This is a genomic window from Polaromonas sp. AER18D-145, assembly GCF_002379095.1.
Classification (GTDB): domain Bacteria; phylum Pseudomonadota; class Gammaproteobacteria; order Burkholderiales; family Burkholderiaceae_C; genus Polaromonas.
In genome coordinates, this window is the sequence record NZ_NBZV01000135.1 from 1 (window position 1) to 350 (window position 350).

The 350-nt window shown below is 63.1% G+C and carries 1 protein-coding gene; it reads left to right on the plus strand.

Annotated features, from left to right (window positions below; genetic code table 11):
• Positions 1 to 350: AMP-binding protein (locus B7G52_RS23180; RefSeq protein ID WP_141397547.1), on the plus strand; the 350-nt coding region annotated here is incomplete at both ends.

A 350-nucleotide genomic window follows, 5' to 3' on the forward strand; every position in this document is an offset into this window, starting at 1 on the left:
GAAAGCATCGAGGTGTATGAGCACTTCTTTGCCTGCATGAAGATCGCGGCGCCGCGGGTCGGGCTCAATACAGGGTACGTCTGGCCCGAGATGCTGCACGTGCTGAAGGACAGCGAGGTCAAGTTCCTGCTGTTGGATACGCGCTGCCGGCATCTGGTCGCCGAGCGGCTGGACGAGCTCAAGGCACTGGGCATCACGCTGATTGGCTATGGCGCAGGCCATGGTCTGGAGCGCGACTACGAAAGCTTGCTGGCGAAAGCCGAGGGTGAGCCGCACTGGCCAGCGCTGGCGCCCGACGACATCCTTTTTGTCAGCTACACCTCCGGCACGACCGGCGTGCCCAAGGGCGT